Below are 23300 nucleotides of genomic sequence, written 5' to 3'. Positions count from 1 at the left end.
CTTTCGGATCGAACGGGATGGATTGAACCCGGGAGAGGACGCGGATGTCCGGTACGGAGTGTTATAGACCGGCCGCGCCAACGATGCAGGGCCCAAGCCCCGGAGATCCGCATGCAAACCTCCCTCCCCCCGCAGGGTTCAGCCGACATCCGGTCGGAGGAGGCGGTGCGCGCCGGCCTCGTCGGGGCGATGCGCGATCTCCTGGCCCTCGGCCTGAGCCAGGGCACCTCGGGCAACGTCTCCGTGCGGTTCGATGACGGTTTCCTCGTGACCCCGTCGGGCATCCCTGCCGAGCGGCTGCGGCCCGAGGACATCGTGCCGATGACCTGGGACGGCGGCTTCAGGCACGCGCTGAGCCCCTCCTCCGAATGGCGTTTCCACCGCGACATCCTGGCGGCACGGCCGGAAATCGGCGCCGTGGTTCATGCCCATCCGACCCATTGCACAGCCTTTGCGATCTGCGGCCGCGAGATCCCGGCGGTGCATTACATGATCGCGGCCGTGGGAGGCCCTACGATCCGCTGTGCGCCCTACGCGCCCTATGGAACACAGGAATTATCCCAGGCCGCCCTCCTCGCTCTGGAGGGCCGGACCGGGTGCCTCCTGGCCAATCACGGCATGATCGCGGCGGGTTCTGACCTGCAAAAGGCGCTCTGGGTCGCTGTCGAGATGGAAGCCCTCTGCCGCCAATACGCGGTGGCCCTTCAAGTCGGGGCGCCCGTCATCCTGCCCGACGACGAGATCTGGCGAACGGTCGAGCGCTTCAAGTCCTACGGGCCGCGCTCCCGTACAAACAACCCGGAATAATTGTCACAACCCTAACATCACAACTTCGTGCATCCTTGATGCGAAGACGCAGGTCCCGCACCGCCTAAGTGGTTTTCCGGCGACACAGCCTTTGGAAAACGTCGAAAAACTTTTCGGTACGGCGTTGAGTCCGGCCGCGCTCAAAATCGTACTTTGTATTTTTGAGCTGTAAAAGATCAGATCGAGACGGCGAGCGTATTTGAGTCGGAAGTGCTCAAGTCGGCTAAACGACTGAGCGCTTATCGTTCAAACCTGAGCTGTTTGCGTTCTTTGGTATGAATTTAAACCTAAACATTTGAGCAAGGTCCCAATCTTCGACGGAGAATTTCGCTCTGGCTGGGCGAAAATCCCGAATTGTATGCAAGTTCGTGGCGGGATTTCCGCAATGACGACGAAGCATTTGAGACATTCTGGATCAATTAAGGTCGAAGACAACTCACATCACGAAAACTCTAGCCTGCTCTTGCGATTTTGTTTGCAACGTCATAGTAGGCGGTAAGTCACAATCATCAACGCGCGGCCTGACTGCTTGAAGGTGCCCTATCCGGCGCCAGCTGCGCAACGTGTCTACAACCAGGGGTGTGGGATGACAGCAGAAGACGAAATTCTACCGGACTTCATCGAATTGGCCGCCGACATCGTGTCGGCGTTCGTCAGCAACAACTCGGTTCCGATCGCGGATCTGCCGGCGCTGATCAGCTCGGTCCATGCGACCTTGGGCAAGCTCAACCAGTCGGCCGTCGACGAGAAGCCGGAGCCGCTGACGCCGGCCGTCTCGGTCAAGCGTTCGATCACGCCCGACTACATCATCTGCCTGGAGGACGGGAAGAAGTTCAAGTCGCTCAAGCGCCATCTGCGGACGCGCTACGACATGACTCCCGAGCAGTACCGCACCAAGTGGAACCTTGCGAGCGACTACCCGATGGTGGCGCCGAACTACGCGGCCGCCCGTTCCGAGCTCGCCAAGAACATGGGCCTCGGCCAGCAGCGCCGGAAGCAGGACAATGCCGCCGTTGAGCCGGAGGTGAAAGCCGCACCGGCGCCGCGTGGCCGCCGTCCGAAGGTCGCCGCGCAGGGCTGACCCGACCGCGTGCGGCGTGCCCGTCACGACAGGCACGCCGACACCGCGCAGGCAGGCATCATCAGCGGCGACCGAGGCCCGGCCTCGGTCGCCGTTTCGTTGTCCACAGCTTGTGAACTGTCGGGATTATCGCGACTTCGACAGACCATCGCGGTCCTGGCCAAAGCACAAATGGCGCCTGGACCTTGTCGATGCTGGGCACCGGCGGCGTCGGAGCCTTAGAGTGCGTGTGCCGACCCGTTTCACCGACCGGATGCGTATCCTCGTCCTCCGCGCGCGTTAGAGATCGCGCAAGACCCGGCTGGCACGGTTCGTCGCGACGACGCCGATGCCTCGCCCCGTCCCGGGCGCGGGCCGCGTCCCTCGGAACTGGGCCATCACCATGACGGACCGATCGCGCCTCGTGGCGCGCCTGTTCTGGACGACCGTGATCGGCGGCGGCCTCGCCTTCTGGTTCGGCACACCGGCCGCGACGGCGACCGGCCTCCTCGTCGCCGGCATCCTGCTCCACAGGCTCGACCGGCCGCGCCGGATCCGGCGCCTGATCCGCGCCACGGCACGGCGCCATGCCCGCACCCTCGCCCTGCGGCGGCGGCAGGAATGCTTCGTGGACGCCTACGGAAACCTCATCCGCGACGGCTGGGACCGCGAGCGCGCCTATTTCGCCGAGCGGACCGTGGTGCCGCAACTCGAAGCCCGGGGTCAGGCCGAGATCGACGATGCCCTCTGGGAGGACATCCTCGCAATCATCGAGCGCGTGGCGGCGGCCGTCGACCTTCCCGACGAGAGCGAGGCGCCCGAGGACGGCATCGCCTACGAGCGCTACTGCGCCGCCCGGTTGCGGGAGGCCGGGTGGCAGGCCCGCGCGACCCAGGCCAGCGGCGACCAGGGTGCCGACATCGTCGCCGAGCAGGCGGGCATCCGCCTCGTGGTCCAGTGCAAGCGCTACGCGAAACCCGTCGGCAACGGCGCCGTCCAGGAGATCGTGGCGGCGACCCATTACTGGTCGGGCGACATGGCGGCCGTGGTCTCGAATGCGGGCTTCACCCCCGCGGCGCGCAAGCTCGCCGGGGCCGCGGGCGTGCTGCTCCTGCACCACGACGACCTGGCGGAGCTCCGCCCCATCCGCCAGGTCGAGGTGCTGCAGCCCGTGCGCGGGCGTAAAGGGTCAACGCTCGTCGAGCGGTGACCAGTGATGTCCCTGCCGGGCGAGCAGCGCCTCGGCGGCAGCGGGGCCGTCGCTGCCGGCGGCATAGGGTTCGACGGGCGCGTCGGCCCAGGCCTCGAGCACGGGATCGACGGCGGCCCAGGCAGCCTCGATGCCGTCGGCGCGCTGGAACAGCGTCGCGTCGCCGATCATGCAATCGTAGAGCAGGGTCTCGTAGCCGACGCTCGGCGTCTCGCGGAAGAAGTCGCCATAGTCGAAGGCGGCGGTGACCCGGCCGAGTTCCATGCGCGGGCCCGGCCGCTTGGCGTTCATGGCGATGTCCAGTCCCTGCTCCGGATCGATCCGGAAACGCAGGATGTCCGGCGCGACCTCCGAGTGCGGCCCCGCGAAGGGCGACCCAGCCGGCGGCTTGACGTGGAGGGCGATCTCGGTGAGCCGGCCCGCCATCCGCTTGCCGGTGCGCAGGTAGAACGGCACGCCCCGCCAACGGTCGTTGTCGATGTCGAGCTTGAGGGCGACATAGGTCTCGGTGCGCGAATCCTCGGCGACGTTCGGCTCCTCGCGATAGCCCGCGACGGCGTGGCCCTGCTCCCGGCCGGCCGTATACTGCCCGCGCACGGCATCCGAGGGCGGGACCGGCCGCACCGCCTCGATGAGGCGGGCCTTCGCGTCGCGCACCGCCTCGGCCTCCAGGGTCGCGGGGGACTCCATCGCCACCATGCAGAGGAGCTGGAACAGATGGTTCGGCACCATGTCGCGTAAGGCGCCCGTGGGCTCGTAGAAGCCCCCGCGTTCCTCGACGCCGATGGTCTCGGCCGCCGTGATCTCCACATGATCGATGTGATCCCGGTGCCAGACCGGCCCGAGCAGCCCGTTGGCGAAGCGGATCGCCAGGATGCTCTGCACCGTCTCCTTGCCGAGGAAGTGGTCAATGCGGAAGAACTGACTCTCCGAGCCTTGGCCCAGGATGCGGGCGTTCAGCGCGCGGGCCGAGGCGAGATCACTGCCGAACGGCTTCTCGATGACCACGCGGCGGAACGCGCCCTCCGCTTCCTTGAGGAGGCCGGCCTCGCCCAGGGCATCGACGATCGGCCCGAAGAAGCGGGCGGAGACCGCGAGATAGAAGATCACGTTGCCCGACAGGTCCTTGCCGAGGCCCGAGAAGGTCTCGGGCGCGGTGAAGTCGCCCTGGCGGAAGGTCAGTCGCTCCCGCACGAAGCCCCAGGCCTTCGAATCGATGTGGTCGGGGTGGAATTCCGACGTCCGGTCCGTCGTGAAGGATTGCATCGTGTCGGAGAGGCTCTTGCGCCAGCCCTCGTCCGTGTTCGCATTGTGGTCCACGCCGATGATGCGCACCGCCTCGTCGAGGAGGCCGCCCATGGCGAGATTGTAGAGGGCGGGCATCAGCAGGCGTTTCGTCAGGTCGCCGCCGGCCCCAAAGATCACCAGGGTGCAGGGCGGCGCCTTGGCGATGGCTTCGCCGGCATCGGGCGCCTTCGGGGCGGGTTTCTGATCCATGACGCGGGGCCTCCACTCACGCTCGCCGAAGGGCGTGTCGGCGAAATTCGCTCGTCAACCTCCGGCATGTGGCGACGTTCCGGGCCCGGATCGCGATGGCGCGCACGCAAGGCCTGCGCGCGCTGCGGGGCTCATTCGTCGGTGCGCACGGCCTGTCCGGAATCGACCGGCAGGCGGACCTGTTTCAACTCCTCGCCGGTGGGCAGGCTGCGCACGTCCCAGCCGCCGCCCAGCGCCCGGATCAGCGCGACGGCCGTGGTGAAGCGGTTGAGGCGGATCTGCAGGGCCGTGACCTCGTTGTTGAGGGCGATCGCCTGCGCGGTGACCACGGTGGTGAAGTTCTGGGTGCCCGCCCGATACTCGTTGAGGGTGATCTCCACCGCGCGCCGGGCCGAGGCCACGGCCTCGTCCTGGGCGGCCTGCTGGCGCGCGAGAATGCGCACGCCCGCCAGCCCGTTCTCGACTTCCGAGAAGGCGGTGAGCACGGCCTGGCGGTAGTTCGCCACGCTGGCATCGTAGGCCGCGCGCGCGATGCGCAGGGCCGCCGCGCGGGCGCCGCCGTCGTAGAATACCTCCGAGCCGGATGCCGCGACCGACCAGACCTGGTTGACGGCCGAGAACAGGCCGTTGGCCGGGCTGCCCGAGATCCCACCCGAGGCCGAGAGCGTCACGGTGGGGTAGAACGCCGCCACGGCGACCCCGATCTGCTCGCTCTGCGCCTGGACGTTGCGCTCGGCCTGGGCCACGTCCGGCCGCCGCTCAAGGAGGGACGACGGGATGCCGACGGGCACCGCCGGGGGCCTGGCGGCGAGCGGCGCCACGGGCAGGCTCAGTTCGGAGGGCGGACGGCCCACGAGGAGCGCGATGGCGTGCTCGAAGGTGGCGCGCTGGAGGCCCACTGCGATGGCCTGGGCCTGGGTGGTCTGGAGCTGGGTCTGGGCGGTGATCACGTCCGAGCGGGCGGCGACTCCGGCATTGTACTGGTTCTCGGTGATGGCGAGGCTCTTCTTGAAACCCTCGATGTTCTCGTTGAGCACGCGCTGCAGCGAATCTTGGTAGCGCAGCGTGAGATAGTTGGTGGCGACCTCCGACTGGATGGTCAGGCGCACCAGGGCGAGGTCGGCCGCGCTGGACTGGGCGGTGGCGACCTCGCTCTCGATGTTGCGGCGGATGCGGCCGAACAGGTCGAGTTCCCAGGTCGCCTGACCCTGGAGCGAGACGTTGGTGCGCTCGGAGCCGAGGGAGCGCGAGCGCGTGATGCCGGGTGCGCCGATGACGGTGGGGAACAGGGCGGCGCGCGCCTGGGCGACGAAGCCGCGGGCCTGCTCGTAGGCCGCCATCTGCGCGCGCAGGCTCTGGTTGTCGACGTCGACGAGGCGGATGAGCCGGTCGAGGGTGGGATCGCGAAAGACCCGCCACCAGTCGCCGCGCTCGGCCCCGTCGTTGGGCGCCGCCGGGCGCCAGCCCTTGCGGCTCGCGACGTAGGCCGCGCTGTCCTCGCGGGTGCCGCCCTCCTTGAAGGCAAGCGGCGTCTCCACGGAGGGGCGGGAGTAATCCGGGCCGACCATGCAGCCGGAGGTGAGACACGCGAGGCCGAGCGTCGCGAACGATGCGGGGCGCAACCTCATTCGGCGGGGCTCAGCGCAGCGCCCGGGGCGGGTTTCCGCCTCCGCAGCCGGTCGAGGTACAGGTAGACGACGGGGGTGGTGTAGAGGGTCAGGATCTGACTCACGATGAGGCCGCCGACGATGGCGATGCCGAGGGGCCGGCGCAGTTCGGAGCCCTCCCCGCCGGCGAGGATGAGGGGCAGAGCGCCGAGCATCGCGGCGAGCGTTGTCATCATGATCGGGCGGAAGCGCAAGAGGCAGGCCTCGAAGATCGCGTCACGCGGGCTGGCGCCGCGCGTACGCTCGGCGTCGAGGGCGAAGTCGATCATCATGATCGCGTTCTTCTTGACGATGCCGATGAGCAGGAAGACCGCGATCAGCGCGATGACGGTGAACTCGGTGCCCGAGACGAGGAGCGCCAGCAGCGCGCCGATGCCGGCCGACGGCAGCGTCGAGAGGATCGTGATGGGGTGGACGAAGCTCTCGTAGAGGATTCCGAGGATCGTGTAGACGGCGATCAGTGCCGCGAGGATCAGCAGGGGCTGGCGCGAGGACGATTCCTGGAAGCTCTTGGCCGAGCCCGCGAATTCGCCGTGGATGGTGGCGGGCAGGCGCAGGTCCGTGATGGCTTCGTCGATGGCGGCGGTGGCGTCCGACAGGCTCTTGCCGGGCACGAGGTTGAACGAGATCGTGGTGGCCACGAACAGGCCCTGATGGCTGACCTGCACCGGGGCGTTGCCGGTCTCCAGGCGGGCGAAGGCCGAGAGCGGGACCATCGTCTCCTTGGAGCTCGACACGGGCGCGCTCGACGAAGCGCCACCCTTGCCACCCGCGATGGCGTTGGCCGCGGCGTTGCGGGCCGAATCCGTGGCGATCGAGGCGGCCGCCGCGTCCGCCGTCGTACTCGTGGTGGTCGGCGCCGGAGCGCCCGCCACGGTGCCCGCCACCGCGTTGGTGGTGGCCGACCCCCGCGCCTTGCCGCCCGAGGTGGAGACGAAGAGCGTCTTCAGGGTGTCGGGGCTCTGGAGGTAGCGCGGCGCGATCTCCATCACGACGTGGTACTGGTTGAGCGGGTTGTAGATCGTCGAGACCTGGCGCTGCCCGAAGGCGTCGTAGAGGGTGTTGTCGATCTTGTCCGGGGTCAGGCCGTAGCGGAAGGCGCTGGCGCGGTCGATGACGAGGCGGCTCTCCAGGCCACCCTCCTGCTGGTCGGAATTGACGTCGGCGAAGATCGGGTTCTTCTGCAGCGCCTGCACCAGCTTCGGCGCGGCGGCGTAGAGTTCCTCCGCCGTGTCGCCCTGCAGGGTGTACTGGTACTGGGCGAAGCTCTGGCGCCCGCCCATGCGCAGGTCCTGGCGCGGAAAGAGATAGAGCCGGGCGCCGGCGACGCGGGAGAGCTTCGGGCGCAGGCGCGCCATCACTTCGGTGATCGAGGCGCGCTCGCTCCGGGGTTTCAGGCCGACGAAGACGTTGGCCGAGTTGGTGCCGCGCCCGCCCGTGAAGCCCACCACGCTGTCCACCGCCGGATCGGCCTGCACGATGGCGGTTGCCTGCTCCAGCTTCTGCTTCATGGCCTGGAACGAGATGCGCTGGTCGGCCTGGATGCCGCCCATCATCTGTCCCGTATCCTGCTCGGGAAAGAACCCCTTGGGCACGATGACGTAGAGGTAGACGTTGAGCCCGACGGTCGCCACCAGCGTCAGCACGACGAGGCGGCGGTGGCGCATGGCGATGCGCAAGGTGCGCTCGTAGCCCGACAGCATCCCGTTGAAGCCGGTCTCCAGGGCGCGCACGAACCCGTTCGGCCGCTTCGCCTCGTGCCCCGCCTCGCGGCGCAGCAACAGCGCGCACATCATCGGCGTGGTGGTGAGCGAGAGCACCAGCGAGATCAGGATCGCCAGCGACAGGGTGACGGCGAATTCCTGGAACAGGCGCCCGACGATACCGCCCATCAGCAGGATCGGCAGGAACACCGCCACCAGCGACAGGCTCATGGAGATGACGGTGAAGCCGACCTCGCGCGAGCCGAGCAGGGCCGCCTCGACCCGGGGCTTTCCCGCCTCGATGTGGCGCTGGATGTTCTCCAGCACCACGATGGCGTCGTCGACCACGAAGCCCGTGGCGATGATCAGTGCCATCAGCGACAGGATGTCGAGGCTGTAATCGAGCAGGTACATCGCCGAGAAGGTGCCGACGATGGAAATCGGCACGGCCACCGCGGGGATCAGGGTGGCCCGCCCCGAGCGCAGGAACAGGAACACGACGAAGATGACGAGGACGACCGCGATGACGAGCGTCTCCTCGGTTTCGGCGAGCGAGGCCCGGATGGTGGCGCTGCGGTCGCCCGTGACGGTCAGGTCGATGTCGCCGGGGAGCGCCGCCGTCACCTGCGGGATCGCGGCCTTGAGGCCCTTGATGGTCTCGACGACGTTGGAGCCCGGCTGCTTGTAGATGAACAGGATCACGCCCGGCTTGCCGTTGACGAGGCCGAGGTTGCGCCGGTCCTCCACCGAATCCTCGATGGTGCCCACATCGGTGAGGCGCACGGCGGCCCCGTTGCGGTAGGCCACGACGAGGTCGCGGTAATCGGCCGCCACCCGGCCCTGGTCGTTGGCGTAGAGCTGATAGTGGCGCGTCTCGGTCTCGATGGCGCCTTTCGGCGAATTGGCGTTGGCCGAGGCCAGCGCGGCCCGGATGCCCTCCAGGCCGATGCCGTAATTGAACAGGGCCGTCGGATCGAGGGCGACCCGCACCGCCGGCAGCGAGGAACCGCCGATATCGACGTTTCCGACGCCCGGAAGCTGGGACATCTTCTGCTGCACGATGGTGGCGGCCGAATCGTAGAGCTGGCCCGGCGTCAGGGTGTCCGAGGTGAGCCCCAGGATCAGGATGGGGGCGTCGGCGGGGTTGAACTTCCGGTAGGTCGGGTTCTGGCGAAGCGCCGTCGGCAGGTCGGCCCGCGCGGCGTTGATCGCCGCCTGGACGTCCCGGGCGGCGCCGTCGATGTCGCGGTTGAGCCCGAACATCAGGACGAGGCGCACGGAGCCGAGCGAACTCGTCGAGGTCATCTCGGTGACGTCGGCGATGGCTCCGAGGCGGCGTTCCAGGGGGGCCGCCACGGTCACCGCCATGGTCTCCGGCGAGGCGCCGGCCATCTGCGCCTGGACCAGGATGACGGGGAAATCCACCTGCGGCAGCGGCGCCACCGGCAGCTTCATGAAGGCGAAGATGCCGGCGAGCAGCACGCCGATGGTGAGCAGCGTGGTGGCGACGGGCCGCCGGATGAACGGCTCGGAGACGTTCACGGCAGCGCCTCGACGCTCTCGGCGCCACCCGCCGGCCGGCCCGAGAGGCGGCGGCCCAGGCGGTCGAAGGCCAGGTAGATCACCGGCGTGGTGAAGAGGGTGAGGACCTGGCTGACGATGAGGCCGCCGGCGATGACGATGCCGAGCGGCTGGCGCAGTTCCGAGCCGACGCCCGTGCCGACAATGAGCGGCACCGCCGCGAACAGGGCAGCGAGGGTCGTCATCAGGATCGGGCGGAAGCGCAGGATGCAGGCCTCGTAGATCGCGTCGCGGGGGCTCAATCCCTCTTCGCGCTCGGCCTGGAGCGCGAAGTCGATCATCATGATCGCGTTCTTCTTCACGATGCCGATGAGGAGCACGATGCCGATGATCGCGATGATGTCGAGGGAAAGCCCGAACAGCATCAGGCCGATCAGCGCACCGATGCCCGCCGAAGGCAGGGTCGACAGGATGGTGATCGGGTGGATGAAGCTCTCGTAGAGCACGCCGAGCACGATGTAGACGGTGACGATGGCGGCCAGCACCAGGAAGAGTTGGTTGGAGAGCGCCGACTGGAACGCGAAGACCGAGCCCTGCGGCACCACGCGGAAGCTCGGCGGCAGGTCGATGGCCTTGCCCGCCGCCTCCACCGCCGCCACGGCGTCGCCGAGCGCCGCGCCGGGGGCGAGGTTGAACGACACGGTTGTGGCCGGGAACTGGCCGAGATGGCTGATCAGCAGCGGGGCCCGGCGCTCGCTGACCCGGGCCACCGCCGAGAGCGGCACCTGACCGGAGGCCACGGTGGAGGACGGCAGGTAGATGTGATCGAGGCTCTCGATGGTCTTGTGCAGGTCGGGATCGGCCTCAAGGATGACCCGGTACTGGTTCGACTGCGTGAAGATCGTCGAGATGATGCGCTGGCCGAAGGCGTCGTAGAGGGCGTTGTCGACGGTGGCCGGGGTGATGCCGTAGCGCCCGGCGGTGGGCCGGTCGATGGTGATGTAGGCGGCCAGACCGCTGGCTTGGAGGTCGCTCGCCACATCCATCAGGAGCGGCGAGGTTTGCAGCGCCTGTACGAAGCGCGGCACCCAGGTCTCGAATTCCGCCAAGTTCGGATTCTCGAGGATGACCTGGTACTGCGTCGCGCTCACCGCGGTGTCGATGGTGAGGTCCTGCACGGATTGCAGGTAGAGGCGGATGCCCGCCACCCCCGTCGTGGCGGCCTTCAGCCGCTCGATGATCTCGGCGGCCCGGCTGGTGCGGGCCTCGTGCGGCTTCAGGTTGATGAGGAAGCGGCCAGAATTCAGGGTGACGTTCTGCCCGTCGACTCCGATGAAGGAGGACAGGCTGGCGACGTCCGGGTCTCTCAGGACGATGGCGGCGAGCTTCTGCTGGCGCTCGGCCATGGCGGCGTAGGAGACGGTCTGGTCGGCCTGGGTCACGCCCTGGATCACGCCGGTATCCTGGATGGGGAAGAACCCCTTCGGAATCACCACGAACAGGTAGGCGGTGAGCGCGATGGTGCCGAGGGTGACGATGAGCGTCAGCCCCTGGTGGCGCAGGACCGCGCGCAGCATGCGGCCGTAGCCGGCGATGATTCCGTCCATGCCCCGGCGCGCGGTCCGGGCGATGAAGCCCTCGCGGCGGGCCTGCACCTCCGGCGCGTGGGCTTTCAGGAGACGCGCGCACAGCATCGGCACGAGGGTGAGCGAGACCACCGCCGAGATGATGATGGTGGCGGCCAGCGTGATCGCGAATTCGTGGAACAGGCGGCCGACGACATCGCCCATGAACAGGAGCGGGATCAGCACCGCGATCAGCGAGACGGTGAGTGAGATGATAGTGAAGCCGATCTCGCGGCTGCCCTTCAGGGCCGCCTCCAGGGGCGAGTCCCCCTCCTCCACGTGGCGGGCGATGTTCTCGATGACCACGATGGCGTCGTCGACCACGAAGCCCGTGGCGATGGTCAGCGCCATCAGCGACAGGTTGTCGAGGGAGAAGCCGTAGAGGTCCATGATCGCCAGCGAGCCGACGAGCGACAGCGGCACGGACAGGCTCGGGATCAACGTCGCGGAGACGCTGCGCAAGAACAGGAAGATCACCAGCACCACGAGGCCGATCGCGAGCGCCAGTTCCACCTGCACGTCGTGCACGGAAGCCCGGATGGTGGTGGTGCGGTCGGTGAGCACCGTCACCGTGATGGCGGCCGGCAGGGTCGCCTGGAGCTGGGGCAGCAGCGTCTTGATCTTGTCGACGGTGCTGATCACGTTGGCGCCGGGCTGGCGCTGGATGTTCAGGATGACGGCGGGCGTCTCGTCCATCCAGGCGCCGAGCTTGGTGTTCTCGGGGCCGTTGACGACATCCGCCACGTCCGAGAGCCGGACCGGCGCCCCGCTCTTGTAGGCGATGATCGCGTCGTCATAGGCTTTCGGGTCGCGGATCTGGTCGTTGGCGTTGATGGAATACGACTGGGTCGGCCCGTCGATGGTGCCCTTCGGCGTGTTGACGTTGAGGTTGGTGACCGTGGTGCGCAGGTCGTCGATGTTGAGGCCGTAGGCGGCCAAGGCACGGGCGTTGAAGCGGATGCGCACGGCGGGGCGCTGCCCGCCGCCGGTGCTGACGAGGCCGACGCCGGCGACCTGGGAGATCTTCTGCGCGAGCCGCGTTTCCGCGAGATCACGCACTTCCGTGAGCGGCAAGGTCTTCGAGGTCAGCGCCAGGGTCAGGATCGGCGCGTCGGCGGGATTGACCTTGGCGTAGATCGGAGGCGCTGGCAGGTCGGACGGCAGCAGGTTGCCCGCCGCGTTGATCGCCGCCTGGACCTGCTGCTCGGCGATGTCGAGGGGAAGGTCCAGGCTGAACTGCAGGGTGATGACGGAGGCGCCGGCAGACGATTGCGACGTCATCTGGTTGAGGTTGGCGAGCTGCCCGAACTGCCGCTCCAGGGGTGCCGTCACCGCCGAGGTCATCACCTCGGGGCTGGCGCCCGGATAGAAGGTCTGGATCTGGATCGTCGGGTAATCCACCGACGGCAGCGCCGAGACCGGCAGGTTCAGGTACGACACCATGCCGACGAGCAGGATCGCCAGCATGAACAGCGTGGTGGCGACCGGCCGCAGGATGAACAGGCGGGAGGGGTTCATGGGGCTTCGGCGGGTCGATGCCGGCGGCGCTCGCGCTTCTGGCCCTCGGGGGCGACCGCATCCGCCTTGGCGGCGTCGGCCTTAGCGGCATCGGCTTTGGCGGGGTCCGTCTTGAGGGGGTCGGCCTTCTCGCCTTCCTTGACGGGCGCGGCCGCCGGCATCGCTTGTCCGTCCGCGGCCGCCGCCTCCCGGGCCGGCGCGCCGCGCGCCTTGCCGCCCTCCTCGGTGATGCGCACGGGCGCCCCGTCGCGCAGGCGGTCGGTGCCGTCGACCACGACGCGGTCCCCGACGTTCAGCCCCTCGACCACGACCGTGCGGGCGCCGTCCGCCTCGCCGAGCTTGATCGGGCGCACCACGACCTTGTCGTCTCCCTGGACGAGGTAGACGTAGGTGCCGGGCGTACCCCGCAGGATCGCGGCGGTGGGGACGATCGGCGCGTTGCGCACGGTGTCGACGGTGAGCTTGGCGTTGACGAACTGGTTCGGGAACAGGGCATCATCCTGGTTCTCGAAGATGGCGCGCAGCTTCACCGTGCCGGTGGTGGTGTCGATCTGGTTGTCCACCGTGTCGAGGACACCGGTGGCGATGGCGTTGACGTCGCCGCGGTCGTAGGCCGTCACCGCGAGCTTGGCGCCCGAGCGCACCCGCCGCATCACCCGCGCGACGTCGTCCTCCGGCAGGGTGAAGACCACCGAGATCGGGTGGAGCTGCGTCACCACCACGATGCTGGTGGAGGCGGCGGTGATGTAATTGCCCTGGTCGATCTGGCGCAGGCCAACCCGGCCCTCCACGGGCGAGATGATGCGCGTGTAGGTGATGTTGAGCTTCTGCTGATCGACCAGGGCCTGGTCGGCCGCCACCGTGCCCTCGTTCTGCTTGACCAGCGCGCCCTGCGTGTCGACGTTCTGCTTCGAGATCGAATCCTGCTGGGAGAGCCGCTGGAAGCGGGCGAGGTCGAGCTTCGAGTTCTGCAGGAGTGCCTGGTCGCGCATCAACTGGCCCTGGTACTGGGCGAGTTGCGCCTCGTAGGGCCGGGAATCGATCTGGGCGAGGAAGTCTCCCTTCTTCACGGTCTGGCCCTCGCGAAAACCGATCTCCGTGAGGTAGCCGCTGATCTGCGAGCGCACCGTCACGGTGGCGAGCGGCGTCACGGTGCCGAGGCCCGCGAGCACCACCGGCACGTCGCCGGGCGCCACCGTGGCGATGCCCACCGCCTGGGGCGGCTCGGCGCCCGTGCGCCCGCCGCGCCCGCCCGCACCCTTGCCGCGCCCCGGCGTCACGGCGACCTGGGTGTCGGCCTTCGGTGCGAGGTAGAACCGGTACCCGGCATAGCCCGCGCCGCCCAGGATCAGCAGCAGCACGAACCACAGCCACGCCCGGCTCCGACGCCGGACGGGTGGCGCGCCGCGTGTGTCGCCCGGCATCGCGCCCGGATATTCCCGGGCAGTCTCGGTTCGGATCGGCGAGGTTTCGTTCATGAGAATTCGATCATGGCGTCACGATCATGGCGTCTTGGCAACGGCGTAGCGAGCCGACCATCCGTCTGCGCTCCCCTGACGAGGACAACGAACTCAGCCCCTGCACCATCCCGACGTCGGGCGGCAGCTTCGAGACATTCTAGATAAGCGGCCCGGTGCCCGCGCGACAGCGTCGGTCGGCGTCGCACCCCAGCCCGGCCTTCCGGGCGCACACGAATTGCGGCGGCTCGGAAACCAAGCCGGCCGGATTCGCCCGGTCGGGGCTTCGAATGAGGGGCGCGGCGGGGCATGGGACCGGTCCTACGGAAGCAATACGACTCCAGTGGGGCCTTCGGGTTTCCCCCGTGTTGCTAATCCGCTCAAGGCCACAGTCGGGGTGGAGTCCGGGGCCGATGCCCTGTGGAGCAGGCACGAAAAAGGCCGCCGGCTGGGGGAAGCGGCGACCTTTTCGAAAACGGACCGGAGCGGCGACGACACCTGTACGGAACGAGGGGGCGAAGTCCCGCGCTGGCAATCGCCGCTCCAGCCGTAACCTGAAATTGGTCTGATGGCTGATGATTGTCAACAATCGTCAGCCGGCATGCGGGCACTGGGCGCGGGGTCGCGTGCGAGGACGCACATTTCGTCGGCGCGGAGCCCCGTGCTACGCCTCGGCCATCCGATCCGCCGAGCGCCCGTTCTGCATGAATCCCATCCTCGCCGATCTGCCGACGACCATCTTCACGGTGATGTCGGGCCTCGCCCGAGAGCTCGGCGCGATCAATCTCGGCCAGGGCTTTCCCGACGATCCAGGGCCGGAGGATGTGCGCCGGAAAGCCGCCGAGGCGGTGCTGCACGGGGACAACCAGTACCCGCCGATGATGGGGGTGCCGGCCCTGCGGCGGGCGATCGCCGCGCATTACGCGCATCATCAGGGCCTCGACCTCGATCCCATGTCGGAGGTGATGGTGACCTCTGGCGCCACGGAAGCCATCGCGGCCGCGCTCTTCGCCTTGATCGCGCCCGGGGACGAGGTGGTGCTGTTCGCGCCCCTCTACGACGCCTACCTGCCGCTGGTGCGCCGGGCCGGCGGCGTGGCGCGCATCGTGCCGCTCCAGCCCCCGCATTTCCGCCTCGACGCCGCCGCGCTGGCGGACGCCTTCTCGGACCGGACCAAACTCGTCGTCCTCAACAACCCGCTCAATCCCAGCGCCACGATCTTCGGGCGGGAGGACCTGGCGCTGCTCGCGGGCTTCTGCACGCGGCACGACGTGATCGCGGTCTGCGACGAGGTCTGGGAGCACATCGTCTTCGACGGCGCGCGGCATTGCCCCCTGATGGCCCTGCCCGGCATGCGCGAGCGGACGGTGAAGATCGGCTCGGCCGGCAAGATCTTCGGTCTGACCGGCTGGAAGGTCGGCTTCGTGATGGCGGCACCCGGCCTGCTGCGGGTGGTCGCCAACGCGCACCAGTTCCTCACCTTCACGACGCCCCCCGCCCTGCAGGAGGCGGTGGCGTATGGTCTGGCCAAGGACGATGCGTACTTCACCGGCATGCGGGCGCAGCTCGCCGACTCGCGCGACCGCCTGACGCGGGGCTTGAGCGAGCGCGGCTTCCGGGTGCTGCCCTCCTACGGCACCTACTTCCTCAACGTCGATCTCGCGCCCCTCGGCTGGACCGACGACGTCGCCTTCTGCGAGGCGCTGGTGCGTCGGCACGGGGTCGCGGCGATCCCGATCAGCGCGTTCTATCCCGACGCTTCCGTGCGCCACCTCGTGCGGCTGTGCTTTGCCAAGGCCGACGATGTCCTCGACGCGGCCCTCGACCGGCTCGCCGGCGTCGCGGCCCAGGCGGCATGATGCGGGCGTTCGGATACGACGCGCTTGCGGGCGTGGCGGCGCAGGGCCACATCCTGGGGCATGACAACGCCGCGCACGCCCCGGAGCCCGACCGTGGACTTCACCCAGACCGCCGGTGCCACAACACGCTTTTCGCCGAAGGCGGACGACCGCGAGGCGACCTTGCTGCGCCTCGAGGCGTTCGCGCATCTCATGGACTCGGCCTTCGTGATCCCGGGCATCAACCGCCGGGTAGGCCTCGACGCGCTGATCGGCCTCGTGCCGGTGGTCGGCGATGTCGCCGGCATGCTGCTCGCCTCTTACATCGTGGTGGAGGCGCGCCGTCTCGGTGCCCCACGCTGGCTCATCGCCCGGATGGCGATGAACATCGCGGCCGACGGAGCGCTCGGCGCGGTGCCGCTGGCGGGCGACCTGTTCGACGCGGCCTTCAAGGCCAACCGCCGCAACGTGCGGCTGCTGCGGCGCCACCTGGAGCGCCATGGCGGCCTGCGCCCCAACGAGATCGAGGGCACTGCCACGCGCATCGACGGCTGATCCGCCGCACGGGGAGCGCCCGATGAACGAGGTCGCGCGCCCCGAGACCCTTCAGGGCACCGTCCTGCCCCCGCCGAGCCGCGGATTGTCGCCTCTGAACCGGCGGCGACTCGCGAATTTCCGGCGCAACCGTCTCGGCTACTGGTCCTTCCTGATCTTCACGGCTTTGTTCGTGACCAGCCTGTTTGCCGAGTTCATCGCCAACGACCGACCGCTCGTGGTCTCGTACAAGGGCGAGATCCTGTTTCCCGTGCTGATCGACTATCCGGACGAGAAGTTCGGCGGGTTCTACGCCCGGCCGAACTACCGCTCGGCGGAGACGCGGGCCGAGATCGCCGACAACGGCTGGGCGATCTGGCCGCCGATCCCCTATTCCTACGACACCATCATCGACGGTCTGCCGACCCCCTCCCCCTCGCCGCCGACCTGGATGCTGACGGAGGCCCAGTGCCAGAACGTGGGCAAGCCGTGCTCCGTCCTGGAAAAGCACTGGCTCGGCACCGACAACACCACCCGGGACGTGCTGGCGCGCATCATCTACGGCTTTCGGATCTCGGTGCTGTTCGGGTTGATCCTTGCCCTGATCTCCTCGGTGATCGGCGTGATCGCGGGGGCGGTACAGGGCTATTTCGGCGGCTGGGTCGATCTGGCGCTGCAGCGCTTCATCGAAGTCTGGAGCGGAATCCCGACCCTCTACCTCATCATCATCATCTCCGCCTTCATTGAGCCGGGCTTCTTCGTCCTGCTGGGCATCCTGCTGCTGTTCTCGTGGGTGTCCCTGGTCGGCGTGGTGCGGGCCGAGTTCCTGCGGGCGCGCAACTTCGAGTACGTGCGGGCCGCCCGCGCGCTCGGGCTCTCGAACATCCGCATCATGAGCCGCCACCTCCTGCCCAACGCAATGGTGGCGACGCTGACCTTCCTGCCCTTCATCCTGAACGGCTCGATCGGGACGCTGACCTCCCTGGACTTCCTCGGTTTCGGCCTGCCCCCCGGTTCGGCCTCGCTTGGCGAGTTGCTGGCCCAGGGCAAGGACAACATCCAGGCGCCCTGGCTCGGCCTCACGGGATTCTTCGTCGTCGCGGTGATGCTGAGCCTGCTGGTCTTCGCCGGCGAAGCGGTGCGCGATGCCTTCGATCCGCGGAAATCCTTCACCTGAGATCAGGGACGGACCGTCCGGCGCTGCCTCACAGCGGGCGCTGCGGCCCACCGTCGAGGAGCCAGCCTTTCGCCCGCAGCAGGAGGGCGGGCCGCACGCGGGCGACGTCGTCGTCATCGACGAGGGGTGAGGCCGAGAGGGCCGTGAGATAGGCCTGCTCGCTCGGCCGGCAGGTCCGCAAGGCGACGTCCGCCGCGATGACCCGGCTCGACAGGGAGACCTGAAGGGTGAAGTTGCGGTGCAGGCAGGCCCGCCAGGTGCCATGAAGGTCAGCCACGCCGGGCGCGGCGTTAGCGGAGGCAGCGGACAGGATCACCGAAAGCAGGCAGAGCGCGGGCAAGGCGCGGGCGCGGATCGTCATGGCGAGGCTCTCCCGAACAGGGATACTCTCGCGCAGCGACGCTTAACCGATCTTGAAGGTTCGACTTGTCCGCAATCCCGTTTCGGGACGCTTTTGCCGGATGCCGTCTGCGCGTTCGCGGGAAGGTTTCCGCTTGAAACCGGCGCGAGGCGGTCTCAGCGGTTCGCGGTGGTGACCGGCGAGACGGAGCGGCCCAGGGAGACCCAGCCGACCGTGTCCTGGCTCTCGCGCTTGATGAAGGTATAGCCGGTCTGGCGCCAGGGCAGCACGGTGCTGGTCTTGTTGTCGAGGATGATGTCGCCGCGATCCGTGACCAGGGTCAGCACCGCGTGGCCTTCGCCCTTCTCGTCGATGACGACCGTCATCCGCATCGCCCGGCGCGGCAGGCCGGCCTCGGCGAGGAGCTTGCGCTTGAGGAGCTGGAAGTCCTCGCAATCGCCGGCGCCGTCCTCGGCGAGATCCCAGCGGTCGGCGACGTGCAGGTGGTCCATGTCGGTGACCGCGCGCAGGGACTTGTTCACCCGGCGGTTGACCGAGACGATGGTGGCCCAGATGGCCGGGGTGAGGTTGATCTGCGCCGCCTCGGCGGTGTTCACGGCGCATTCGGCGGCGTAACTCTGGCAGAAGTCGACCCAGGCGGCGATGGGGCGGGCGCTGGCGCCTGAGGTGATGGCGCTCGGCACGCTCGGCAGGGAGGCCAGCGTCTGGGCGCCGGCCTCGGGTGCGAAGACCAGGCCCGCGAACAGCGCGGCGCCGGCCAGGCCGAGGGTCTTGAGGACCGTGAAACGCTGGGAAAACACGTACCGCATGACCGCCGCTGGCCTCGTTAAGCTTCTGTTAACGAATGTCCCACGGCCGGCGTTGCACCACAATCGGCGGGTTAAGAAAAGGTTAACGGTGTGGATTGCGGTGGTTCGCCGGGCCCGAGCCCGCCCGACAGGTCCCCTTCGGCATCGAATCCAGTACTGGGCCGGAGTGCCGATCGGATGGCTGGGGAGCGGATGACATGGGCGGCGAGCAGGGCCTCGGACAGGCTTCGCGTCGTCGCCAAGCCGCGGTCAGTCACCCGTCGCTTCGCGGATGCCGAGATGGTCGGGCGCCGCTTTGCCCGACCGGCGTTCGGCGTTCCCACCGCTTGCCGCATGCCGAGGCGGTATTATTTCCGAACGGGAGGGTGCGACACACACCGAGGACGTGCATTTGACGACGAAGAGAAATCGATTCGCCCAGGGGGGCCATCCGACCCTGGTGAGCCTGCTGGTCGCCGCCGGCGTTTCGGTCGCGCTGGTCGCACCGGTGCGGGCTCAGGAAATGCCCTTCATCGATGCCGCCCGTGGCACCTTGCTGATCCACGGGAATTACTGCGGCCCCGGCAACCGCAGCCCGCGCCCGCCGATCGACGCCCTCGATCTGGCCTGCATGCATCACGATCAATGCTCGCCGCCGCGCGGCCAGATCGCCACCTGTGCCTGCAACGACCGTCTGCACGAGGAGGCCGAGGCCGTGTCGCAGGACCCGAATCAGCCCGAGAGCCTGCGCGACACGGCGGGGTTCGTGGCCGATACCGCGACGGCGCTGCCCTGTCGCTGACGAGGGCGTCACGTCCCTGACGGGGCCGGCCCCTCTATGGGTGGGGCCGGCCTCATCTCATGAGGTTCAGGCCTGCGGCAGGTCTGGAGTAATCCCGAGATTGGCGAGTCCCTCTTCGAGCAGGTCGCCCGCGTTGGGAATGCCGAGGATCTCTCGGACGGCGCCTTCGCCGGCAGCCTCGCGCTCGCGGGCGAAGCGCACCGCGTCCGCCCATTCCTCCGGCTCCATGTCGCCGCGCCCGACATACAGGAGCGCCAGCAGGTCGGCGCGCTCGTCGTCGTTGAGGGCGCCGATCATGTCGCGCAGCTCCTCCTCGGTGGCGTCGTCCGTGCCCGAGATCAACACGTCGGTGGCGCCGTCATCGATGGGGTTCGAGCCGGAATCGGGGTCGGTGGGCCCTTCCTTCACATCGACGGCGCGCACGCGCAGGATGATCTCGGTGACCTTGTCGACGGCGATGTCCATGGACGCATTCCCGGCTCTACGGCCGCCCGCAGCGGCGGCCCTGAGCAGCGACAACGGGCCAAGCCCGATCCGGTTCGCGTGGTCGCGCAGCGGGACCGCCCGATGACGCGCTGGGTCGGCGGACTCGACGGCTGCCGCGGGGCCTGGGCCGGGGTGCTCCTCGACCTCGACGATCCGACGCGGTTCCGCGCCGCGCGCTTTGCCTGCGTGGTCGACCTCCTCGACGCACCGGAAGCGCCGCTGCGCGTCGGGATCGACATCCCCATCGGGCTGGACTGCCACGTGACGGCGGGCGGCCGGACCGCCGATCGCGCGGCGCGTGCGCAGCTCGGATCGGGCCGGGCCAGCGTGTTCCCGATGCCCGCCCGCGCGGCGGTCTATGCCGCGAGCTACGACGAGGCCAAGGCGCTCTCGCGGGCGAGCAGCACGCCGCCCTTCGCGCCCTCCATCCAGGGCTGGAACATCTTCGGCTACGTCCGCGAGGTGGACAGGCTGCTCCGCGCGCGTCCCGAACTCATGACGCGCCTGCACGAGGTCCATCCCGAGATCGCCTTCCGGCGCCTCAACGGCGACCGCCCCCTCGCGGCGGGCAAGAAGGGTCCGGCGCGGCAGGCGGGCCTCGCGGAGCGCCGGACGCTGCTCGTCGCGGCCGGTGTCCCCGAAGGCCTGATCGCGGCCCGCCCCGCCGGGATCGGCGCCGACGACCATCTCGATGCCCTGGCCGGCCTCGTGGTCGCCGGCGACCACCTCTCGGGAACCGCCCGCCCGCTTCCCGATCCGCCGGGCCGCGACGCGCTTGGCCTCCCGATCGTGATCTGGATGCCGGCCCCGCTCGAGGCTCCGGCCCTGGCTCCGGACGATGTCCCTCGCTAAAGCAGAGCGTGGAAGCCGAGCCGCGGGGTTCACGATGACACAGGATCTGCCCGTTCGCGACGTAGCCCGGGCGCTGGTGTTCGATCCGGACCAGCGCCTGCTGCTCATCGCCTACGAGTCGGTGCGGCCGATCGATCCCGCGCGCCCCGACGCCCGCACCTTCTGGTTCATGCCCGGCGGCGGGCTGGAACCGGGCGAGACGCATGTCGAGGCCTGCCGGCGCGAACTCTCCGAGGAGATTGGCGTGGCGGACGCCGCGATCGGCCCGCAGGTCGCCTCCTGCGACGGCCCCTTTCACCTGTTCAAGGCGCCCCGCTTCGCCCGTGAGCGCTACTTCGTGGTGCACCTGCCCGACGACCAAGTGGATACGAGCCGCCTCGCCGAGACGGAGGACAACCCGGTGCTCGGCACCCGCTGGTGGACCCTCGACGAACTCGAATCGACCGGGGAGCGCATCGAGCCCGCGGGCCTCGCGCGGGTCGCCCGCGACATTATCGACGGGACGAATCCCGCCTCGCCGGTCGTCCTCACCTGGCAACCGTTCACATCCGGCACGCCCCACGATGGCGCGCCACTCACCCAAACCCCTTGAGAAGGATTTCCGCATGTTCCCAGAGGCACTGAAAGCCGGCTACCGCTCGTTCGTCGATGGTCGCCTCACCGACGAGGCCAAGCGCTACGCCAAGCTGGCGGAGGGCCAGAGCCCGGAAGTGCTGATGATCAGCTGCTGCGACAGCCGCGTCTCGCCGGAAGTCATCTTCGATACCGGCCCGGGCGAACTCTTCGTCATCCGCAACGTCGCCAACATCGTGCCCCCCTGCGAGACGGGCGGCGACTTCCACGGCACCTCGGCGGCGATCGAGTTCGCGGTGCAGGGGCTGGAGGTCAAGCACATCGTGGTGCTGGGCCACGCCAGCTGCGGGGGCATCAAGGCCTACGCCAATCCGGCAAAGCCGCTCTCCAAGGGCGACTTCATCGGCAAGTGGGTCTCCCTGGTCGAGCCCGCCGCCGCCAAGGCCGGCGACACCAGCGTGCCCGACTACCAGACCCGTCTCGAATACGCGATGGTCGGCCAGAGCCTCGAGAACCTGATGACCTTTCCCTTCGTCCGCGAGCGCGTCGAGAGTGGCCGGCTCGCCCTGCACGGCGCCCATTTCGGAATCGCGCGTGGCGAGCTCCTGCTGCGCGATCCCGAGACCGGCGAATTCAAGCCCGCCGCCGACCAGGCGGGCCGCGGCCCCACCTCGGTGATCGGCTGCTCCGAGGCCTGAACCGGACCCGGGTCGTACGCGTCCCGGACGCCCACCCGCGACAAGGACGTCGAGCCCCGCCCGACGTCCTTGTCGCACAGGGTCGGACCCGCGCCGGGGAGGCGAAAGGCTCCATTGGGGAAACCTCGCGGCACTCAGATCCGCCGTGGTTTGCGCGCCCCCCGTTTCGCACTAGCCTGCATGCCAACGTGCCGTTGCGGGAAAGGCCCTTCCATGAAGACCCTGCTCGTCCCCGTCGCCCTGCATGACGCGCTGCCGTCGGTCTTCGAGACCGCGATCCTGGCCGCCCGGCGCTTTGGGAGCCTCATCGAGGGCGTGTCCCAGCGCCCGGCCCTCGCCGAGTATGTTCCCGTCGACATGGTCGGGGGTATGACCTGGCTGCGCGACGAGGAGGCCGACAAGGCCGAGGCCGAGACGGCCGGCAGCCAGTTCGTGGCCTTCATGAAGCAGGCCGGCGTGCCCCTGATGACGGACGGCCCGTGCACGCCCGAGGCGGTCTCAGGGTCCGGCCCGCGCTATCGCTGGCGCGCCGACGTCCCGGCCGGGGACGCCTTCCTCGGGCAGTATGCGCGCTTGTTCACCGCGACCGTCGTCGGCCGCCCCGGCGCCACCGACGGCGCGCCGCGCATGACCACCTTCGAGACCGCCCTGTTCGAGAGCGGCCGGCCCATCCTGCTCGCCCCCCCGATCGCCCCGGCGACGCTGGGCGACGCGATCCTGATCGCCTGGAACGGCTCCACCGAGACCGCCCGCGCCGTCGCCTTCGCCATGCCGTTCCTGCGTCAGGCCCAGCGCATCCGGGTGATCAGCGTCGAGGGTGGCACGGTGCCGGGGCCGAGCGCGGAGGAGCTCGCGCGCGCTCTGGCCTGCGAGGGGATCGCGGCGGATTTCCGCGCCTATTCGGCCGGTCGCCGCACCCCGGGCGAAGTCTTCCTGACCGAGGCCGAGTCGTTCGGCTGCGATCTCCTGATCAAGGGAGCCTATACGCAGAGCCGTCTGCGGCAGATGATCTTCGGCGGGCCTACCAGTCATCTTCTGGGCCATGCCGGCATCCCGATGCTGATGGCGCACTAGCGCCGGTCCTACAATCTTCAACGTTTCAACGCGCCGCAGGTCCGACGATCCG

Annotated in this window: 19 protein-coding genes; 11 read left to right on the top strand and 8 right to left on the bottom strand. The window is 68.8% G+C overall.

All coding sequences use genetic code 11. From position 1 onward, the window contains the following. Nucleotides 1-189 precede the first annotated feature (189 nt). The 3 genes from JWQ05_RS16490 (at nt 190) to JWQ05_RS16480 (ending at nt 3077) form a co-directional block, all read left to right on the top strand. Nucleotides 190-807 carry a class II aldolase/adducin family protein gene (locus JWQ05_RS16490; RefSeq protein WP_366944614.1) on the top strand — a complete coding sequence of 206 codons (618 nt, stop codon included), beginning with the start codon at nt 190-192 and terminating at the stop codon, nt 805-807. Between the two features lie 586 nt (nt 808-1393). Next, nucleotides 1394-1888: a MucR family transcriptional regulator gene (locus JWQ05_RS16485; protein ID WP_299660557.1), complete on the top strand. Its 495-nt coding sequence runs from the start codon at nt 1394-1396 to the stop codon at nt 1886-1888. A 382-nt stretch (nt 1889-2270) separates the two neighbouring features. Further along, the gene (locus JWQ05_RS16480; protein WP_299660515.1) at nt 2271-3077 is read left to right on the top strand and encodes a restriction endonuclease; all 807 of its coding nucleotides are present in this window, start codon (nt 2271-2273) and stop codon (nt 3075-3077) included. Here the strand turns inward: JWQ05_RS16480 and zwf are convergent. The 5 genes from zwf to JWQ05_RS16455 form a co-directional block, all read right to left on the bottom strand. Continuing rightward, complete coding sequence (gene zwf / locus JWQ05_RS16475; RefSeq protein ID WP_299660512.1) at nt 3057-4574, bottom strand: glucose-6-phosphate dehydrogenase; 1518 nt, start codon at nt 4572-4574, stop codon at nt 3057-3059. The two genes, JWQ05_RS16480 and zwf, sit on opposite strands and share 21 nt — an antisense overlap. 131 nt (nt 4575-4705) lie before the next feature. Beyond that, nucleotides 4706-6202, bottom strand: coding sequence for an efflux transporter outer membrane subunit (locus tag JWQ05_RS16470; protein WP_299660510.1), 1497 nt, complete (start codon nt 6200-6202; stop codon nt 4706-4708). Beyond that, nucleotides 6199-9486 (bottom strand): efflux RND transporter permease subunit, encoded by a 3288-nt coding sequence (locus tag JWQ05_RS16465; protein ID WP_299660508.1) that lies wholly within the window; start codon nt 9484-9486, stop codon nt 6199-6201. Before JWQ05_RS16465 ends, JWQ05_RS16470 begins: the two co-directional genes overlap by 4 nt. Beyond that, on the bottom strand, nt 9483-12608 hold the full coding sequence (locus JWQ05_RS16460; RefSeq protein ID WP_299660505.1) for an MdtB/MuxB family multidrug efflux RND transporter permease subunit: 3126 nt from the start codon (nt 12606-12608) through the stop codon (nt 9483-9485). The genes JWQ05_RS16465 and JWQ05_RS16460 overlap by 4 nt, the downstream gene beginning before the upstream one ends. After that, nucleotides 12605-14086 carry an MdtA/MuxA family multidrug efflux RND transporter periplasmic adaptor subunit gene (locus JWQ05_RS16455; RefSeq protein WP_299660501.1) on the bottom strand — a complete coding sequence of 494 codons (1482 nt, stop codon included), beginning with the start codon at nt 14084-14086 and terminating at the stop codon, nt 12605-12607. The genes JWQ05_RS16460 and JWQ05_RS16455 overlap by 4 nt, the downstream gene beginning before the upstream one ends. A 683-nt stretch (nt 14087-14769) precedes the next feature. Between JWQ05_RS16455 and JWQ05_RS16450 the strand changes: the two genes are divergently transcribed. The 3 genes from JWQ05_RS16450 to JWQ05_RS16440 all read left to right on the top strand — a co-directional run bounded on the left by JWQ05_RS16450 (nt 14770) and on the right by JWQ05_RS16440 (nt 17614). Beyond that, nucleotides 14770-15924 carry an aminotransferase gene (locus JWQ05_RS16450; RefSeq protein WP_299660498.1) on the top strand — a complete coding sequence of 385 codons (1155 nt, stop codon included), beginning with the start codon at nt 14770-14772 and terminating at the stop codon, nt 15922-15924. 93 nt (nt 15925-16017) lie between these two features. Next, complete coding sequence (locus tag JWQ05_RS16445; RefSeq protein WP_299660495.1) at nt 16018-16458, top strand: DUF4112 domain-containing protein; 441 nt, start codon at nt 16018-16020, stop codon at nt 16456-16458. A 22-nt stretch (nt 16459-16480) separates the two neighbouring features. Further along, the gene (locus JWQ05_RS16440; RefSeq protein ID WP_299660492.1) at nt 16481-17614 is read left to right on the top strand and encodes an ABC transporter permease; all 1134 of its coding nucleotides are present in this window, start codon (nt 16481-16483) and stop codon (nt 17612-17614) included. A gap of 28 nt (nt 17615-17642) precedes the next feature. Here JWQ05_RS16440 and JWQ05_RS16435 read toward each other — a convergent pair whose 3' ends face one another. Both JWQ05_RS16435 and JWQ05_RS16430 read right to left on the bottom strand, forming a co-directional pair. After that, entirely contained in the window at nt 17643-17975 is a 333-nt protein-coding gene (locus tag JWQ05_RS16435) for a hypothetical protein (RefSeq protein ID WP_299660489.1), read from the bottom strand. 155 nt (nt 17976-18130) lie between these two features. Continuing rightward, nucleotides 18131-18784 (bottom strand): transglutaminase-like cysteine peptidase, encoded by a 654-nt coding sequence (locus tag JWQ05_RS16430; RefSeq protein ID WP_299660486.1) that lies wholly within the window; start codon nt 18782-18784, stop codon nt 18131-18133. Between the two features lie 391 nt (nt 18785-19175). On the opposite strand from JWQ05_RS16430, the gene JWQ05_RS16425 reads away from it, so the two are divergent. Next, entirely contained in the window at nt 19176-19565 is a 390-nt protein-coding gene (locus JWQ05_RS16425; protein WP_299660483.1) for a hypothetical protein, read from the top strand. Between the two features lie 66 nt (nt 19566-19631). Here the strand turns inward: JWQ05_RS16425 and JWQ05_RS16420 are convergent, their stop codons facing one another. Next, nucleotides 19632-20030: a DUF3775 domain-containing protein gene (locus JWQ05_RS16420; RefSeq protein ID WP_299660480.1), complete on the bottom strand. Its 399-nt coding sequence runs from the start codon at nt 20028-20030 to the stop codon at nt 19632-19634. Between the two features lie 102 nt (nt 20031-20132). Here JWQ05_RS16420 and JWQ05_RS16415 point away from each other — a divergent pair, with 102 nt between their 5' ends. From JWQ05_RS16415 to JWQ05_RS16400, 4 genes are all read left to right on the top strand, one after another. Further along, complete coding sequence (locus JWQ05_RS16415) at nt 20133-20903, top strand: DUF429 domain-containing protein (RefSeq protein WP_299660477.1); 771 nt, start codon at nt 20133-20135, stop codon at nt 20901-20903. A gap of 34 nt (nt 20904-20937) precedes the next feature. Beyond that, on the top strand, nt 20938-21495 hold the full coding sequence (locus tag JWQ05_RS16410) for an NUDIX domain-containing protein (protein ID WP_299660474.1): 558 nt from the start codon (nt 20938-20940) through the stop codon (nt 21493-21495). A gap of 13 nt (nt 21496-21508) precedes the next feature. Next, nucleotides 21509-22174, top strand: coding sequence for a carbonic anhydrase (locus JWQ05_RS16405; protein WP_299660471.1), 666 nt, complete (start codon nt 21509-21511; stop codon nt 22172-22174). A 213-nt stretch (nt 22175-22387) separates the two neighbouring features. Continuing rightward, complete coding sequence (locus tag JWQ05_RS16400) at nt 22388-23248, top strand: universal stress protein (RefSeq protein ID WP_299660468.1); 861 nt, start codon at nt 22388-22390, stop codon at nt 23246-23248. Nucleotides 23249-23300: the final 52 nt, after the last annotated feature.

Origin of the sequence: Methylobacterium sp., assembly GCF_028290105.1 — a bacterium.
GTDB lineage: Bacteria > Pseudomonadota > Alphaproteobacteria > Rhizobiales > Beijerinckiaceae > Methylobacterium.
The sequence above is the reverse complement of the archived record's forward strand: the minus strand, read 5'-3'. Positions and strand labels throughout refer to the sequence as shown.